Annotated in this window: 8 protein-coding genes; 6 read left to right on the plus strand and 2 right to left on the minus strand. The window is 63.5% G+C overall.

Translation table 11 applies throughout. From position 1 onward, the window contains the following. Positions 1–6: 6 nt before the first annotated feature. From glnL to corA, 3 genes are all read left to right on the plus strand, one after another. Positions 7–1,095 (plus strand): nitrogen regulation protein NR(II), encoded by a 1,089-nt coding sequence (gene glnL, locus SOM61_RS04610; RefSeq protein WP_320473072.1) that lies wholly within the window; start codon positions 7–9, stop codon positions 1,093–1,095. 63 nt (positions 1,096–1,158) lie between these two features. Then, positions 1,159–2,661 carry a nitrogen regulation protein NR(I) gene (gene ntrC / locus SOM61_RS04615; RefSeq protein ID WP_320473002.1) on the plus strand — a complete coding sequence of 501 codons (1,503 nt, stop codon included), beginning with the start codon at positions 1,159–1,161 and terminating at the stop codon, positions 2,659–2,661. A 78-nt stretch (positions 2,662–2,739) separates the two neighbouring features. Next, positions 2,740–3,708, plus strand: coding sequence for a magnesium/cobalt transporter CorA (gene corA, locus SOM61_RS04620; protein WP_320473003.1), 969 nt, complete (start codon positions 2,740–2,742; stop codon positions 3,706–3,708). 130 nt (positions 3,709–3,838) lie between these two features. On the opposite strand, the gene SOM61_RS04625 is transcribed toward corA, so the two are convergent. Beyond that, positions 3,839–4,705, minus strand: coding sequence for an EamA family transporter (locus SOM61_RS04625; protein WP_320473004.1), 867 nt, complete (start codon positions 4,703–4,705; stop codon positions 3,839–3,841). After that, positions 4,702–6,321: an NAD(P)/FAD-dependent oxidoreductase gene (locus SOM61_RS04630; RefSeq protein ID WP_320473005.1), complete on the minus strand. Its 1,620-nt coding sequence runs from the start codon at positions 6,319–6,321 to the stop codon at positions 4,702–4,704. The genes SOM61_RS04625 and SOM61_RS04630 overlap by 4 nt, the downstream gene beginning before the upstream one ends. A gap of 669 nt (positions 6,322–6,990) precedes the next feature. On the opposite strand from SOM61_RS04630, the gene SOM61_RS04635 reads away from it, so the two are divergent. The 3 genes from SOM61_RS04635 (at position 6,991) to SOM61_RS04645 (ending at position 17,391) form a co-directional block, all read left to right on the plus strand. Next, entirely contained in the window at positions 6,991–10,053 is a 3,063-nt protein-coding gene (locus SOM61_RS04635) for a TonB-dependent receptor (protein ID WP_320473006.1), read from the plus strand. 744 nt (positions 10,054–10,797) lie between these two features. Then, positions 10,798–13,839, plus strand: coding sequence for a TonB-dependent receptor (locus SOM61_RS04640; RefSeq protein ID WP_320473007.1), 3,042 nt, complete (start codon positions 10,798–10,800; stop codon positions 13,837–13,839). A 666-nt stretch (positions 13,840–14,505) separates the two neighbouring features. Continuing rightward, positions 14,506–17,391, plus strand: coding sequence for a TonB-dependent receptor (locus tag SOM61_RS04645; RefSeq protein ID WP_320473008.1), 2,886 nt, complete (start codon positions 14,506–14,508; stop codon positions 17,389–17,391). The last annotated feature ends 213 nt before the right edge of the window (positions 17,392–17,604 follow it).

Below are 17,604 nucleotides of genomic sequence, written 5' to 3' on the forward strand. Positions count from 1 at the left end.
CCACCCATGAACGACGCTCCGGCTTTTGACGCGGGCGACCCGGCGCGCTACGCCGGCCTCGACCTGCTGGCCTCGGCCGTGCTGCTGACCGGCGCCGACGGCGAAGTGCTGTATGCGAACGCCGCCGCCGAGAACCTGATGGAGCTGTCGTTCAAGTCGCTGCAGCGCCATCGCCTGCCCGAGCTGTTCCAGAACGGCGCCGAGCTGGCCGCCCTGATCGGCCAGGCGCTGGCCCACCAGTACGCCGACCTGCGCCAGGACCTGACCCTGCAGCGCAACAACCGCGAGCCGCTGCACGTGAACAGCATCGTCAGCGCGCTGGGCGACGGCACCCTCATGATCGAGCTGCGCGAGAACGTGCAGCAGTTGAAGCTCGACCGCGAGGAGCGCATCCTCGACCAGAGCCAGGCCAACAAGGAACTCATCCGCAACCTGGCGCACGAGATCAAGAACCCGCTGGGCGGCATCCGCGGCGCGGCCCAACTGCTGGAACTCGAGCTGCCGCCGCACCACCTGCTCGAGCTGCAGGAATACACGCAGGTGATCATCAAGGAAGCCGACCGCCTGCAGACCCTGGTCGACCGCCTGCTGGCGCCGCACCGCAAGCCCCACATCGTTGGCGACGTCAATATCCACGAAGTGTGCGAGCGGGTGCGCAGCCTGATCCTGGCCGAATTCCCGCAAGGCCTGACGATCAAGCGCGACTACGACGCCTCGATTCCGGAATTCCGCGGCGATTTCGAGCAGCTGATCCAGGTGGTGTTGAACATCGCCCACAACGCCGCCCAGGCGCTTTCCGGCCGCATGGCGCGGGGCGACGCCGAGATCGTTTTACGCACCCGCGTGGCGCGCCAGGTCACTTTGGCCAAGGTCCGTTACGGGCTGGCATTAGACTTGCATATCATTGACAATGGACCGGGCATCGCGCCCGATATCCGCGACCGCATTTTTTATCCGCTCGTATCCGGGCGTGACGGCGGGAGCGGCCTCGGGCTGACGCTGGCGCAAACCTTCGTGCAGCAGCACCTGGGGGTGATCGAGTGCGAAAGCCGGCCTGGACTGACGGATTTCCGTATCCTGCTGCCCCTGCCATAAGCGCGGGCGAGCAGGGCGCCGACCAGTCCTTTATTGAATCCATGTTGCGGGAAGCACGAATACATGAAACCAATCTGGATTGTCGACGACGACGCATCGATTCGCTGGGTACTCGAAAAAGCCCTGGCGCGCGAAAGCCTGGAGACCCGCAGCTTCGCCAACGCGCGCGAGGCCCTGACCGCCTTTGAAACCGATACCCCGCAGGTGCTGGTATCGGATATCCGCATGCCGGGCGAATCCGGCATCGACCTGCTGCAGGCCGTCAAGGCCCGCCATCCCGGCCTGCCGGTCATCATCATCACCGCCTTCTCGGACCTCGATTCGGCGGTGTCCTCGTTCCAGGGCGGCGCCTTCGACTACCTGGCCAAGCCCTTCGACATCGACAAGGCGGTGGCGCTGATCCGGCGCGCCCTCGAGGAGAGCCTGCGCGAAGCCAGCGTCGAGGCGCTGCCCGCCGAGACACCCGAGATCCTGGGCCATGCGCCGGCGATGCAAGAGGTGTTCCGCGCCATCGGCCGCCTGTCGCAATCGAATGTGACGGTCCTGATCACGGGCGAATCGGGCACCGGCAAGGAGCTCGTGGCGCGCGCGCTGCACAAGCACAGCCCGCGCGCGCAACAACCCTTCATCGCCCTGAACACCGCCGCGATCCCGAAGGACTTGCTCGAGTCCGAACTGTTCGGCCACGAGCGCGGCGCCTTTACCGGCGCCCAGGCCATGCGGCGCGGCCGCTTCGAGCAGGCCGAGGACGGCACGCTGTTCCTGGACGAGATCGGCGACATGCCGTTCGATCTGCAGACGCGGCTTTTGCGCGTGCTGTCGGACGGCCACTTCTACCGCGTGGGCGGCCACCAGCCGGTAAAGGCCAATGTGCGCGTGATCGCGGCCACCCACCAGAACCTCGAGCAGCGCGTACGTGACGGCCTGTTCCGCGAAGATTTGTATCACCGCCTGAATGTGATCCGCCTGCGCCTGCCGTCCCTGCGCGAGCGCAGCGACGACATTCCGATCCTCACGCGCCACTTCCTGGTGCAGAGCGCACACCAATTGGGCGTCGAACCGAAGCGCATGAGCGAGCAGGCGATGCGCTTTCTGTCCGGGCTGGAGTTGCCGGGCAATGTGCGCCAGCTGGAAAACCTGTGCAACTGGATCACCGTGATGGCGCCCGGCCAGACGGTCGAGATCAAGGATTTACCACGCGACCTGACCCAGGGCCAGGCGGGCACCAGCGCCAATCCGGTGCCGCTGTCCGACGGCATGGTGGGGGCGGGCGCACTGCCGGTGGCCGGCGCCGGAGGCATCGTCATGCAGGTCGCGGCGCAGGCGCCTGCCTCGCCCGATGGCTGGATCGACCTGCTCGAGCTGCAGGCGGCCGGCATGCTCAGCGCGGGGCAGATGGACGTGATGGACATCCTTGGCCGCCAGTTCGAGTCGGCCCTGATCAGGACAGCCCTCAAGCATACGCACGGACGCAAGAACGACGCCGCGATGCGGCTCGGGATCGGGCGCAACACCATCACGCGCAAGATCGTGGAACTGGGGATCGACGGCGCGCGCGAGGAATAGGCTCGTCGTAAAGCCTGATGGTGAAAAGGGCGGCCGGTGGTGTAAGCTCCTGCATCGCCCGCTCTACCTTTTCACCTCATGCTGATCAACTGCGTCGCCTACCAGGAAGGCAAAAAACTGTGTGATATCCCGGTCGAGGATATCAGCGAATACCTGAAACAGGACGACACCTTCGTCTGGGTCGCCCTGCGCGACCCGGCGCCCGCCGACATTACCCTGATGCAGGAAGAATTCGGCCTGCACGAACTGGCGGTCGAAGACGCCCTGCGCGGCCACCAGCGGCCCAAGCTGGAGGAATACGGCGACTCGCTGTTCGTGGTGGCCCAGATCGTGGAACTGGCGGGCGACGAGCTCAATGTCGGCCAGCTGGCCGTGTTCGCGGGCGAGAACTACGTGCTGTCGGTGCGGCGCGACGCCAACCAAGGTTTCCTGGGCGTGCGCGCGCGCGCCGAGCGCGAACCGCATCAACTGAAGAAGGGCGCCGGCTTCGTGCTGTATGCGCTGGTCGACGCCGTGGTGGACCGCTACTTCCCGGTGGTCGACATGCTCGAATCCGAGCTCGAATCGATCGAGGACCATATCTTCGGCATGCAGGGCAAGCAGCGCGCCAACGTCGAGCGGCTGTATGAGCTCAAGCGCAAGGCGCAGACCCTGCGCCACGCCGTGGTGCCGCTGATGGACGCCGTTGGCCGCCTGTACGGCGGCCGGGTGCCGGGCGTGGTGGTCGAGACCCAGGATTACTTCCGCGACGTGCACGACCACCTGTACCGCATCGCCGGCCGCCTGGACGCGGTGCGCGACACGATCCACACCGCGATCCAGGTGACCCTGTCGATGGTGGCGATCGAGGAGAACGAAGTCAGTAAAAAGCTGGCCTCGTACGCCGCGATCTTCGCCGTGTTCACGGCCTTCGCCGGGGTGTGGGGCATGAACTTCGAGTTCATGCCGGAGCTGAAATGGAAATGGGGCTATCCGCTGGCGCTCTTGACCATGGTGGGCGTGTGCGCCTACCTGTACCGGCGGTTCAAGAAGGCCGGCTGGTTGTAAGGCCGGCCCGCTGACCAGGAACGTCGTACCCGTGCAGGCGGGTACCCAATGGTTTCGCACGGCGCGATGGCGCCGGCAAGCTTGGGCTCCCGCCTGCGCGGGAGCGACGTGCTGGCGAATCGGGCTACGATCAGCGCTTGCCGGCCGTTGCCGCCGCGCCGCCGCAGGCCAGCGTCACCAGGGCGATCGCCAGCCACTGCACGGTCGTGAGCCGTTCGCCCAGCAGCAAAAAGCCCGCCAGCGCCGCCACCGCCGGACCGGCGCTGACCAGGATCCCGAACACGCGCTGCGGCAGGCGCTTGAGCGCCTTCATCTCGAGCGTATAGGGCAGGGCCGACGACAGCAGCGCCACCGCCAGCCCGCCGCCCAGCACCGCGGGCGCCAGCAGGTCGCCGCCGGCCTGCGACACGCCGAACGGCACCACGAACACGCAGGCCGCCAGCAGCCCCCACGACACCGCCTGGCCGCCGTTGAGCATTGATACCCGCTTGCCGAACACGATGTACATCGCCCAGCAGAACGCCGCCGCCAGCGCATAGGCGATGCCGATCGGGTCCAGCGCGGCGCTGCTGGCCGCCGTCGGCAGCAGCAGCCACAATCCCGCGCCGGCAAGGATCACCCACACGAAGTCGCGCGCGTGGCGCGAGGACAGGATCACCACCGCCAGCGGCCCGGTGACTTCGATCGCGACCGCGATCCCGAGCGGAATGCGTTCGAACGAGCGGTAGATGAACAGGTTCATCGCCCCCAGCATCACGCCATAGATGACGATGTTCGGGATGTCGGCGCGGCGCAGCGTGAAACGCCAGGGCCGCACCAGCACCAGCAGGATCAGGGCCGACAGCCCGACCCGCAGCGCCACCACGCCGGCGCTGCCGACCGCCGGGAACAGGCCCTTGGCCCAGGCAGCGCCGGCATTGACCGACACCAGCGAACCCAGGATCGCCAGCGCGGGCGCGGCGACCCCGTGGGGCTTGGCGTCGGCGTGGTCTGTCACTTGGCCGCCATCGCTTTCGCCACCGCCTCGGCCACGCGGATCCCGTCCACCGCGGCCGACATGATGCCGCCCGCGTAGCCGGCGCCTTCGCCGGCCGGGAACAGGCCGCGCGTGTTCAGGCTTTGCAGGTCGTCGTTATTGCGCCTGATGCGGATCGGCGACGAGGTGCGGGTCTCGACGCCCGTGAGCACTGCGTCTTCCTTGTAGTAGCCCTTGATCTGCTTGTCGAAGGCGACGAAGGCTTCGCGCATCGCCACGATCGCATAATCAGGCAGCGAGGTCGCCAGGTCGGTCAGGTGGACCGCCGGACGGAACGACGGGGTGACCGAACCGAATTCGGTCGACGGCCGGCCCTTGACGAAGTCGCCCATCAGCTGGCCCGGCGCGTCATAGGTGCCGCCGCCCAGCACGAAAGCGCGCGATTCGAGCTCGCGCTGGAAGTCGATGCCGGCCAGCGGGTGGCCGGGGTAGTCGTCGGGCGTGATGCCGACCACGATCGCGCTGTTGGCGTTGCGCTCGGCGCGCGAATACTGGCTCATGCCGTTGGTGACGACGCGGCCTTCCTCGCTCGATGCAGCGACCACGGTGCCGCCCGGGCACATGCAGAAGCTGTAGACCGAGCGCCCATTGGATGCGTGGTGCACGATCTTGTAATCGGCCGCGCCGAGGATCTTGTTGCCGGCGTTGGGGCCGAAGCGGCAGACGTCGATCAGCGACTGCGGGTGCTCGACCCGGAAGCCGATCGAGAACGGCTTGGCTTCGATGTACACGCCGCGGTCGTACAGCATCTGGAAGGTGTCGCGCGCGCTGTGGCCGATCGCCATCGCGAGGTGGCGGGTCGCGATCTCTTCGCCATTGCCTAAGCGCACGCCGACCACCTGGCGCACGCCGCCGGTCTCCTCGACCAGCACGTCGTCCACGCGCGTCTCGAAGCGGATCTCGCCGCCGAGGCGGACGATCTCGGCCCGCATCTGCTCGACCATCTTGACCAGGCGGAAGGTGCCGATGTGCGGTTTGCTGACGTACATGATCTCTTCAGGTGCGCCGAAGCGCACGAACTCGGTCAGCACCTTGCGGCCGTGGTGGTTGCTGTCCTTGATCTGGCTGTACAACTTGCCGTCCGAGAAGGTGCCGGCGCCGCCTTCGCCGAACTGCACGTTGGACTCGGTATTGAGCTTGCGCTTGCGCCAGAAGCCAAAGGTGTCGACGGTGCGCTCGCGCACGATCTTGCCGCGCTCGAGGATGATCGGATTCAGGCCCATCTGGGCCAGCACCAGCGCCACGAACAGGCCGCAGGGGCCGGTGCCGACCACCACCGGACGCGGGGTGCCCGGCGCCGGCTTGTTGACCTCCACGAACTTGTAGTCCACGTCGGGCGAGGGCATCACGTGCTGGTCGGCCTTGAGGCGCGCCAGCACCGCCGCTTCGCCGCGCACTTCGGCATCGATCGAATAGATCAGCACGATGGCGGCCTTCTTGCGCGCATCGTAGCTGCGCTTGTAGACGCTGAAGTCGACCAGGTCGGCATCCGGCACGCCGAGGCGGGCCAGGATCGCCTCGCGCAGGGCTGGTTCGGGGTGGTTCAGGGGGAGTTTGAGTTCGTTAATACGCAGCATGGGATGGTGGTTGCTAGTGAGGCAACAAATAGAAGGCGAACAAAAGCGTCATTTTACTTGGCGTCATCAACGTCGTGTGGGGAAAGCGCCTGGCTTAGATGGAAGTGGCGCCTTGCCTTGTTCTTGGAATCCATTGAACGCAATAGTTGCTAGCTTTTATGAGTAAATATGAGTTTTCTTTTCAAAGCTTTATTAGTAGAGCAAATATCCTTATGCGTAAAACCTTAGTTTATAGGCAATTAAAATTAGACAAATATGACACAGGGCCGAACGATATTTGCATGGAAATGCAGGCTGTCGATGTAAATGCGGCTTCCAACGTAACAAGACTGAGTTTTGACAGAATATTGCGAGACCTTATCAATTTGGTGCCTCGTATGGACAAAATTGTGCAGTGCCGCACCAATTTGGGTAAATTTAATTTGTACGTACCCGTTCTTCATAGGAGAGTGTTGTTTATATGCATACTTCAAAAGTGTGCCGTTGACACAAGATCTTGCGCCATGGTTTTATGAACTCAAGCAACTCGACGGCGTTATCAAATAAATGAATATGTCGTCAATTGCTAAAAGAGAGAGCAAGTTACAAGCGCAGTGACTTCAGGATCACATCCAAAAAACCAACACCAGCCGCTTCACGAGGGTGGCTGACAAGAGGACAGGAAATCGCATGTTGAAAAAAACCGTATTGGTCCACGCCCTGGGCATCGCCTTCGGCGGCGCCGCACTGGGCGTGGCCGTGATGTCGCCGGCAATGGCGCAGTCGAATGCTTCCGGCAGCGTGTTCGGTACCGTCGCCCCTGGCAGCAATGTCCAGATCCTGATCGAGAACCCGGACATCGGCATCCGCCGTACCCTGACGCCGGACGCGCAGGGCCGCTTCGTGGCCAGCTCGCTGCCGAGCGGCGTGTACCGCGTGTCGCAGGTGCGTGATGGCGCCACGGTCGCTACGGTCGAAGTCGAAACCGGCATCGGCCGCAACGGCGAGGCGATCTTCGCCGGCGCCCCTGCCGCCGGCGGCGGCGCCGTCGTGCAAGTGACCGGCCGCCGCGCCACCATCGACACCAGCAGCGCCGGCAGCAGCGCCACCTTCAGCGCACGCGAACTGGCCTCGCTGCCGATCGGCCGCAACGTCGAATCGATCATCCAGCTGGCCCCGAACACCACCACCGCCGACACCCGCTTCGCCGGCGGCGCCTCGTTCGGTGGCGGCGCGGCCTCCGAAAACTCGTACTACATCAACGGTTTCCCTGTCACCAATCCGCTGACCGGCCTGGGCGCGGCCCAGCTGCCATTCGGCGCAATCGCCGAGGCGCAAGTGCTGACCGGCGGCTTCGGCGCCGAATTCGGCCGTTCGATCGGCGGCGTGGTCAACATCGTCACCAAGAGCGGCACCAATACCTGGGAGGCCGGCGGCCTGGTGACCTGGGAACCGAAGTCGCTGCGCGCGACCCCATACGACATCTACTATGGCCGCACCGGCACCCCGAACAACGCCGCCACCGACGGCACGCTGCGCCTGGCGCGCGCCGAGAACACCGTCGACCGCAAGGTGTACGGCGCCTACGTCGGCGGCCCGATCATCAAGGACAAGCTGTTCTTCTTCGCCGCGGCCGAAAAGCACGATACCGAAGAGGGCCTGGTCAACGGCTTCCGCGTCGCCACCAATAACGGCGCCGTCGGCTGGCGCGACCGCGACACCAAGGTCGAGCGCTATATGGCCAAGCTCGACTGGAACATCACCGACAACCACCGCATCGAATTCACCACGATGGGCGATACGCCCGAGGTGACGAGGGCCGACAGCGGCTTCGACTACGCGACCCGCACCCGCACCGGCGCCGTCAGCTCGACCCAGCGCCTGGTCAACGTCGACAACAACGGCGCCAAGCTCAACACCCTGCGCTACGTCGGCAACCTGACCGATGACCTGACCGTCACCGCGCTGTACGGCCGTGCGAAGTCGTCGCACGAGAACTATTTCACCGGCTATAACCCGGACCTGTTCCAGATCTCGTCGACCGTCGACGCGCGCGCGCCGGGCCTGTCCTACGCCAACCCGCAAAACATCAGCGGCAACATCCTGGCTCCGGGCTCGGAAGACATCGTCGACTCGGGCCGCTTCGACGTCGAATGGCGCCTCGGCCGCCATACGCTGCGCGGCGGCTTCGACCAGACCAAGGTCGAGTCGGTGGCGGCGGGCGATTTCCTTGCCGGCGGCGGCCGCTGGACCTATTACCGCGCCACCAATCCGAACGAGCAGATCGAAGGCCCGAGCGGCGTGCTGATCCCGTCGCCAGCCAGCACCGGCGGCGCGTTGGCCAGCCAGGGCTACTACGTGACCCGCGACCAGTTCTCGACCGTTACCAATTCGTTCGGCGAGCAAAGCGCCTGGTACCTCGAGGACCGCTTCCAGGCGACCCCGAACCTGCTGCTGACCCTGGGCGTGCGTAGCGAATCGTTCAAGAACCAGAACGATTCCAAGACCACCTTCCTGGAAATGAAGAACCAGATCCAGCCGCGCCTGGCCGCGGTGTGGGACGTCAACGGCGACGCCAGCCTGAAGGTGTACGGTACCCTGGGCCGCTACTCGGTCCCGATCCCGACCCATATCTCGGTGCGCGGCGCCGGCCGTTCGACCTTCACCAACCAGTATTACACCTACACTGGCACCGACGCCAACGGCGCGCCGACCGGCCTGGTGCAGCTGAGCCAGCCGCTGTCGAGCAACAATGAATACGGCCAGGACAAGGTCGTCGAGACCCTGGCGGCGCGCGACATGGATCCGCAATACCAGGACGAGCTGACCTTCGGCTTCGAGAAAGCCTTCTCTCCGTCGCTGAACTTCGGCGCCAAGGGTATCTACCGCAAGATGCGTTCGACCATCGACGACTTCTGCGACGTGCGTCCGTTCGAGCGCTTCGCCGAAGCCAATGGCATCGCGATCACCAATCCGCTGTGGGGTAACACCTGCCAGACCTTCAATCCGGGTGAGGACAACGAGTTTCTGGTCGACTTCTCGGGCGACGTGTCGCGCCTGACCCAGGTGAACCTGACCGCGGCCGACCAGGGCTTCGACAAGCCGAAGCGTACCTATAAATCGATCGAGACCTTCCTGGAGCATCCGTTCCGCAACGGCTGGTACGCCAAGGCCAGCTATACCTGGTCGAGCAACAAGGGCAATACCGAAGGCCAGGTGCGTTCGGATAACGGCCAGGCCGACGTCGCCGTCACCTCGTCGTGGGACTATCCTGAGCTGATGGAAGGCGCATACGGCTACCTGCCGAACCACCGCAAGCACCAGTTGAAGGCGTTCGGCTTCTACGAAGTCACGCCTGAGATCGTTGTTGGCGGCAATGTCCTGATCGCCTCGGGCCGTCCACGCAGCTGCATCGGCAGCGCCGCCAATCCGGGCGACTCGCCGAACTACGCGAACCAGACCTTCTATTGCGGTGGCCTGACCCGTTCGCAGAACGTGCTGACCCCACGCGGCACGGTGGGCAACCTGCCGTGGGAGCACCGCTACGATGTGAACGTGGCCTACAAGCCGAACTTCGCCAAGGGCCTGCAGTTCCGCGTCGACGTGTTCAACGTGTTCAACAGCCAGGTCGTGCGCAATGTGACCGAGGCCTACAACAACGGCGCCAATGTCAGCGGCCTGTACCAGACCCCGCTGTCGCTGACCTCGCCACGTTATGCACGCTTCTCGCTGATGTACGATCGCAAGTTCTGATCCTGAGCGGCGGCCGCAAGGCCGTTGCCAGCTTCCAGGCCGCTCTTCGGAGCGGCCTTTTTCTTGGGCGCTGTCAGCGTTGCCCTGTTTCATTCCATCGCACGGCCATTGCCGCGCATCGCCAACTGGCATGCCGGCGCCGTCCATATCCGTTTTGCGCTGAATCAACAAACTGCGCGTCTGTGCTTGCAAATTGGATGATCAGCGGTGCTGAAATCCGGTACTGACGGGCGAGTCGCCTGTTCTTCGCAATGCACTATAAGTAGGTCGAATATCCTTCCTTGACTCTTGGTAACTAAAAATTCACAAAATTGTCTTTATATGACATCCATCCAAACCTTATACGGAAAAATCCTCGATTTCTGGCCGTATGTACTGGGTCCATAGCCGTTCTGTCGATGGTGATAGAAGATTTCGTTTGATGGGCGATTTGGTGCAAAAGATGGCTAATTCTGTGCATCGATGCCCGATTTTGGCAATTTTTATTCGGCTTGCGTAATCCGTTGTGATTTCCCATAAACAGTGTTGTTTGTATGCATACCAAAGGGAACTGTGTCATTGACACAAGAAGTTTCTCCGTGGTTCCATCGGAAAAGTGCCTTTTGGTCGAATTATCAGTTAAATGAATATTTCGTCAGTCGGCCCAAGAGAGGAAAAGCAGCCAACGCTGCCTGGATCGTGATCCACATACAACCATCCGCGGCCGTTCCATGGGAATGGCCGACATAAGACAGGAAATCACACATGTTCAAGAAATCCGTTTTAGTCCACGCCCTGACGCTGGCATTCGGCGGCGCGGTCCTGGCCGTCGGCTCGATGGCGCCGGCCATGGCGCAGTCGAACGCCACATCGGTGGTGTACGGCACCGTGGCCCCGGGCGCCGACGTGCGCGTGGTGCTGGAAAACCCGGCCACGGGCCTGCGCCGCACCGTGACGCCCGATGCGCAAGGCCGCTTCCAGGCCACCGCACTGCCGACCGGTTCCTACACGGTGACCCAATACCGGGGCGATGCCGTGGTGGCCACGACAAGGGTCGAAACCAGCATCGGCCAGAACGCCGAGGCGGTCTTTGTCCAGGAGGGGGGTGTGCAGACGGTCGAAGTGACCGGCCAGCGCCGCAATATCGACGTCACCTCGACCTCGTCCGGCGCGACCTTCAGCGCCCGCCAGCTGGCCGCGCTGCCGGTGACGCGCGACATCCAGGGCATCATCCAGCTGGCGCCGAACACCACCCGCGTGGACTCGCGCTTCGCCGGCGGCGCCTCGTTCGGCGGCGGTGCGGCGTCCGAAAACTCGTATTACATCAACGGTTTCCCGGTCACCAATCCACTGACCGGCCTGGGCGCATCCCAGCTGCCGTTCGGCGCGATCGCCGAAGCGCAGGTGCTGGTCGGCGGCTTCGGCGCCGAGTTCGGCCGCTCGATCGGCGGCGTGGTCAACGTGATCACCAAGAGCGGCACCAATACCTGGGAGGCGGGCGCCCAGGTCACGTTCGAGCCGAAGAGCTGGCGCGCCAGCGAGAACGACATCTATTACGCCAACACCGGCTACAACCCGCTCACCGACGGCACCCTGCGCCGCGCCCAGCGCGAGAACACGCGCGAGCAGAAGACCTATGGCGCCTACGTCGGCGGCCCGATCGTCAAGGACAAGCTGTTCATCTACCTGGCCGGCGAGATGATCGAGAACGATCGCGGCTACGTCGAGGGCTTCCGCACCAGCACCTCGAACGCCCAGAACGGCTGGCGCGACGACGAGCGGGAAGTTGCTCGCTATATGGGCAAGATCGACTGGAACATCAGCGAGGACCACCGCCTGGAACTGACGGCCCTGGGTGACAACCCGAAGCGCACCTACATCGACAGCGGTTTCGACTACGCCAGCCGTACCCGCAACGGCGTCGTCACCTCGACCGCCACCCGCCGCAACGTGGACGACAACGGCGGCCGCTCCGCCATGCTGCGCTACACCGGCAACCTGACCGACAATCTGACCCTGACCGCGCTCTACGGCCGCAGCGAGCTGAAACACGAGAATGCCTTCAGCAACTACCAGGCCAACATCTTCTCGACCACCTCGTCGCCGGAGAACCGGGCTCCGGGCTTCACCTATGCCAACCCGCAGGCGATCACCGGCAATATCCTGGCGCCTGACGCAAAGGACAAGGTCGATTCGGGCCGCCTGGACCTCGAGTACCGCCTGGGCGACCATAACCTGCGCGCGGGTTACGACCGCACCGACGTCGAATCGCTCAATGCGGGCGTGTTCAAGGCGGGTGGCGGCACCTGGGCCTACTTCCGCACGGCCAATCCGGGCCGACCGATCGGCGTGGCCGGCGGCACCGTGCCGGCGCCCGCCAGTGGTGGCGGCCTGGGCAGCCAGGGTTATTACGTGTCCAAGCGCCTGTTCTCGACGGTGACGGACTCTTACGCCGAACAGAGCGCCTTCTATGTCGAAGACCGCTGGCAAGCCACCAGGAACCTGCTGCTGACCATCGGCGTGCGCAGCGAGTCGTTCAAGAACCAGAACGAATCGAAGGTGACCTTCCTCGACATGGACAAGCAGATCCAGCCGCGCCTGGCGGCGGCCTGGGACGTACAGGGCGACGGCACGACCAAGCTGTTCGCCACCGCAGGCCGCTACTCGGTGCCGATCCCGACCCATATCTCGGTGCGCGGCGCCGGCCGTTCGACCTTCACCAACCAGTATTACACCTATACCGGCGTCGACGCCAACGGCGCACCGACCGGGCTGGTGCAACTGACCGAGCCGTTGTCGGGCAATAACGAGTTTGGCCAGGACAAGGTCTTGCCGACCCTCGCGGCGCTCGACATGAAGCCGGCCTACCAGGATGAAGTGACCATCGGGCTCGAGCGCGCCATCACGCCACGCCTGACCTTCGGCGCCAAGGCAACCTATCGCGAACTGAAAGAAACACTCGACGACTTCTGCGACGTGCGTCCGTTCGAGCGCTACGCCGAGGCCAACGGCATCGAGATCACCAATCCGTACTGGGGCAACACCTGCCAGACCTTCAACCCAGGGCGCAACAATACCTTCATGGTCGACTTCTCGGGCGACCCGGCGAACCTGACCAAGGTCGCGCTCACCGCCGCCGACCAGGGCTTCGCCAAGCCGAAGCGCACCTACGCCGCGGTCGACCTGTTCCTGGAACACCCTTATCGCAACGGCTTCTATGGCAAGGTGAACTACACCTGGTCGCGCAACAAGGGCAATACCGAAGGCCAGGTGCGTTCCGATAACGGCCAGGCCGACGTCGCCGTGACGTCGACCTGGGACTATCCGGAGCTGATGGAAGGCGCCTACGGCCTGCTGCCGAACGACCGCAAGCATCAGGTCAAGGCCTTCGGTTTCTATGAGGTCACGCCGGAAGTCTCGGTCGGCGGCAATGTGTTGCTGGCCGCCGGCCGTCCGCGCAGCTGCATCGGCACCTCGGCCAACCCGGGCGATTCGCCGAACTACGAGAACCAGAGCTTCTGGTGCGGCGGCGCCGACGTTCCGCAAAACCAGATCGTGCACCGCGGCACCGTCGGCAAGCTGCCATGGGACAAGCGCCTGGACCTGAACCTTGCTTATCGTCCAAGCGCACTGAAGGGCCTGCAGCTGCGCCTCGACGTGTTCAATGTGACCAACGAGCAGGCCGTGCAGAACGTGACCGAGGCCTATAACAGCGGCGATGCGGTGTCGAGCCTGTATGGCACTCCGCTGTCGCTGACCCCGCCGCGCTATGCGCGGGTCTCGGTGTCCTACGATCACAAGTTCTGATCGACGATAGAGAAGCGCCGGCGTCCCTGGTGTTTCTCTGATCCGCCCTGGCAGTGCCGGGGCGTTTTTATTTTTATAAAGGAAACTACTTTTATTCAAATGTTTTATATTTTGTCGGAATTAATGAAATCATCCATTCTCGTCGTCTCTTTTGCGCAACTATCCCACGAGTCAGCTACATTTTTCATACATCTGGCAGTCATGCATACGGCGTACATAGCAGGTTTCTAAAAATAAACATATATGTATGGCGATTCAACTCATCCATAATTTGATGAAACTATCGTAAATACAATGACTTAGCTGTACTTTTGGCGCGATTACCCGATATTTCCCGGGGGAGGCGCCACCTGGCGGGCCGCCATGAAGCCGCGACTGGCGCGATGCACCAGCCCATCTTTTTCTGCTTTTTAACAATCTGCACATCTCTTTTGCTTGTTGACGATTTTTGTTTTGATATGGTTTTATGGAATGAATCATAAGACGTTTGATTCACGAATCGGCGTCTATTGAGAGTGTTCGTCCCTGCGACATATCTGCATATGGAACGTTTTGATAAAAGACGTCTGCATGCAGGTGAATATGTTTTAGGGAAGACATTTCGCGCACGGACCCGGGTCATGCGCTTGCATAAAACTATCCAAAAGAACAGCAAGGAGAAACACAATGTTGAAACTGAAGTCGATGCCGTGCGCCATCGCCTGCGTGATCGCCAGCGGCGCCCTGGCCGGCGCCGCACCGGCGCTCGCCCAGGACCAGGCCGCCGCGCCGCAGCGCGTCGTGGTGACGGGTTCCCTGATCAGCCGCACCAATACCGAAACCCCGACCCCGATCCAGGTGCTGACCGCGGCCGACATCCAGAAGAGCGGCAAGACCTCGGTCGCCGAACTGCTGACCGACCTGGCCGCCAACGGCGCCGGCACCCTGGGCACCGGTTTCGCCGGCGCCTTCGCCAACGGCGCATCGGGCATCTCGCTGCGCGGCCTGACCGTCGGCGCCACCCTGGTGCTGATCGACGGCCACCGCATGGCGCCGTATCCGCTGTCGGATGACGCCCAGCGCTCCTTCGTCGACGTGTCGGCGATTCCGTTCGACGCCATCGAGAGCATCGAAGTGCTGAAAAGCGGCGCCTCGTCGCTGTACGGCTCGGACGCGATCGCGGGCGTGATCAACATCAAGCTCAAGAAAAACCTGAACGGCACCCGCCTGACGGCCGAAGTGGGCGACACCCAGCACGGCGGCGGCAAGACCAAGCGCGCCTCGATCAGCACCGGCATCGGCGACCTCGGCGCCGACGGCTATAACGCCTTCATCACCGCCGAATACCGCAAGCAGGACCCGATCTACGTGGCCGACCGCGAGAACTTCGGCTACGCCAACCGCGACTGGCGCGCACGCGGCGGCAACGACCTGACCCTGGGCGTGCCGACCAGGATCAACAGCTTCCTGACCGCCGCCAGCAGCCCTTTCCTGTACAACCCGGCCAATCCGAACAATCCGGCCGGCGTCAACAACGTCGACAATCCGGCCAACTACCAGTTCCTGGATCCGAACTGTAACTTCGCCAAATACCGCGCCGGCGGCTGCTCGGTGCGCGATACCGAGTCGTTCATCCAGCCACCGACCGAGAACCTCAATGTCCTGGTCGGCATGACCAAGAAGCTGAGCGAAGACTGGGAAGTGCAGTTCAAGGGTTCGATGTTCCGCCGCGAAAGCACCAATAACCGCAATAGCGCCAACAACTCGCCGCTGGCCTTCAATCCGACCGCCTTCAACGGCACCACCACCCTGGTCAACGGCGTGCTGACCCCGCGTGTCGGCGCTGTGCCGAACACGACCTTCGCTCCGGGCGCCCAGGTCGGCGCCAATATCACCAACCCGTTTGGCCAGGCTGCCCGCCTGTATGGTTACATCCCGGATGTCGGCCCGGCCCTGACCACCAAGAACGAATCGACCGCGACCCGCTTCTCGGCCGATCTGATCGGCAGCGCCTATGGCTGGGACGTGACGGCCTCGGTCGGCGCCACCAAGGTCAAGAACGACCTCGACTACAGCGGCTACGTCAACCGCAATGCGCTCTATGCTGCGCTGCGCAACGGCACCTTCAATGTGCTGGGCGGTAACTCGCCAGCGATCATGGACCAGGTGTCGCCGCACTTCAGCAACAAGATCGAATCCACACTGAATTACGCCGACCTGATCGGTTCGCGCGAGCTGCTGTCGAGCTTCGGCGCCGGCCCGCTCAACTTCGCGGCCGGCCTGCACTGGCACAAGCGCAAGCAGGACGCGCCACCGTCCAGCCTGACGCTCAATGGTGCCGTGGCCAATACCTCGGCCTTCACCATCGGCGATGAAACCAACAAGGCGGCCTTCGCCGAACTGCAAGCGACCCCGATCAAGAACGTCGAGATCGGCCTCGCCGGCCGGTATGACCATTACGATACCTACGGCCGCTCGTTCACGCCATCGGCCAACTTCAAGTGGACGCCGTCCCAGCAGGTCGCCGTGCGCGGTACGTTCGCACGTGGCTTCCGCGCGCCGGCCCCGGCCGAGGTGGGCAATGCCGGTTCGTTCTTCACCTTCAACTCGATTCCCGACCCGATCCTGTGCGCCAATGGCAGCCAGACCACGGCCGGCAACGTGCCGTCGGCCTGCTCGTTCAGCCCGCCATACGTCCAGACCACCAATCCCGACCTGCAGCCCGAGAAATCGAAGTCGTACACCTTCGGCGTCATCGTCGAGCCGGTGCGTGGCCTGAACATGAGCCTGGATTACTACAAGATCCAGATCAAGAACCTGATCGTGACCCAGGCTGGTAACGACCCGAGCTTCACCCCGACCTGGGTCCGTGGTCCGGCGGCGACGATCGATATCGCGACCGGCGTGGGCACCAACACGGCGCCCGGCATGCCATCGGTCGGTCCGATCCTGTACGGCCTGTCGCCGTACATCAACGCGGGTAGCACCGAGACCCACGGTATCGAAGCGGATGTGCGTTACCGCTGGCGCCTGGGCGATATGGGCAGTATCACGGCCAACCTGAGCGCGACCCACGTGTTCGGCTATGAGACCGAAGTGGCCGGCGCAAGCTACCAGCTCGCCGGCACCCAGGGCCCTTCGTCGGTTGGCGGCGCTACCGGCAACCCGAAAGACCGCGCCCAGTTCACCCTCGGCTATGCCCGCGGCCCGCTGGACGTGACCGCCACCGTGAACTACACGAGCGGCTTCTCGACCTTCGATCCGGCACTGGGCGAGACCGATTGCGCCTCGACCGGTACCAACGTCGGCGGCCGTGCCTACTTCCAGGGCCTGGTGCAGCCGGCGTGGTATTGCGACGTGTCGTCGTTCACCACGACCAACCTGAACGTGTCGTACAAGGTCACCGAAAACCTGACCATCCGTGGCGCGATCCTGAACCTGTTCGACAAGGAAGCCCCGTATGACGTCGCCACCTACGGCAACGCGGGCAACCAGACCTCGTACAACGCCTCGCTGCACCAGCCGGGCGCGGTGGGCCGCTTCTTCACCCTGGGGGCGAACTACACGTTCTAAGCCTCAGGCTGGCTGCGTAGTATGTACGTAGCCAGGTAGCATGCACGTCGTTCCGGCGCAGGCGGGAACCCAAGTTAGCAGGCGTCTCGACGGCGCTAGCAACACTTGGGTTCCCGCCTGCGCCCACTGGTGTCCGGAATAATTTCGGGCGCTTGAATAAGCCCGCTTCATAGGAAAAACCACGTCGTTCCCGCGGAGGCGGGAACCCAAGTG

This window comes from Massilia sp. CFBP9012 (assembly GCF_034045115.1).
Classification (GTDB): Bacteria; Pseudomonadota; Gammaproteobacteria; order Burkholderiales; family Burkholderiaceae_D; genus Telluria.

Excerpts from the sequence above, each read along its gene's own strand:
- SOM61_RS04635 (WP_320473006.1), top strand. The coding sequence starts at position 6,991 with ATGTTGAAAAAAACCGTATTGGTCCACGCCCTGGGCATCGCCTTCGGC.
- glnL (WP_320473072.1), top strand. The coding sequence starts at position 7 with ATGAACGACGCTCCGGCTTTTGACGCGGGCGACCCGGCGCGCTACGCC.
- SOM61_RS04645 (WP_320473008.1), top strand. The coding sequence starts at position 14,506 with ATGTTGAAACTGAAGTCGATGCCGTGCGCCATCGCCTGCGTGATCGCC.
- ntrC (WP_320473002.1), top strand. The coding sequence starts at position 1,159 with ATGAAACCAATCTGGATTGTCGACGACGACGCATCGATTCGCTGGGTA.
- SOM61_RS04640 (WP_320473007.1), top strand. The coding sequence starts at position 10,798 with ATGTTCAAGAAATCCGTTTTAGTCCACGCCCTGACGCTGGCATTCGGC.
- SOM61_RS04630 (WP_320473005.1), bottom strand. The coding sequence starts at position 6,321 with ATGCTGCGTATTAACGAACTCAAACTCCCCCTGAACCACCCCGAACCA.
- corA (WP_320473003.1), top strand. The coding sequence starts at position 2,740 with ATGCTGATCAACTGCGTCGCCTACCAGGAAGGCAAAAAACTGTGTGAT.